At 59.7% G+C, this 635-nt stretch carries 1 protein-coding gene; it reads right to left on the reverse strand.

What is annotated here, in order from left to right; genetic code table 11:
* The coding region (locus ACYVH9_RS31630; protein WP_460640454.1) for an FG-GAP repeat domain-containing protein at nucleotides 1-635 on the reverse strand (635 nt) is incomplete at both ends.

Here is a 635-nt window from a genome sequence, read left to right on the forward strand (position 1 = left end):
CCTTTGTAGATCTCGTGCGTCGTCCAGGTGGGCTTGCCTTCGGCGTCCTTGCCCTGCTCGTGCCACCAGATGCCGTACTTGTGCGCCGATGAACTGATCACATCGTTCAAGCCGTCCCCGTTCACATCGTACACGTACATCTGGGCGCACTCTTCCCCCAGGTTGGCCGGGTGCCAGGTCCAGTTGCCCTGCTTCGGATCGGCTGGGCCTTCCCACCAGCCCGTGTGAATCAGCACATCCAGCTTCTTATCCCCGTTGACGTCGCCCAGCCCCAGCCCGTGGGTGTACATGTGGGTGCCTGGCGTGGTCTCCCCTTTGCTGATGACGGTTTTCTGCCACTCCTGGGTGAAGTTCTTATCGGGGGCCCGCAGCCAGATGATCTCCTTGGCGGTGGGGTCGTTGCAGACAAGATCTTTCCTACCGTCGCCGTCCACATCCACGAACAGCGGGGATTCGTTGCCCACCGACGGATAGATGGGATGGGTTTTCCACAGCCCGGGCTGGTTTTTGGGATTTTCGTGCCAGACGGCGGCTTTTCCGGGAAAGTCGATGCGGATGACGTCCACCCAGCCGTCCTGGTTGACATCCAGGGCGAAGTTGAGGAAGGAGTTGCTGTAGCCTTCGTTGTAGATAAA

Source organism: Larkinella harenae (assembly GCF_054780515.1).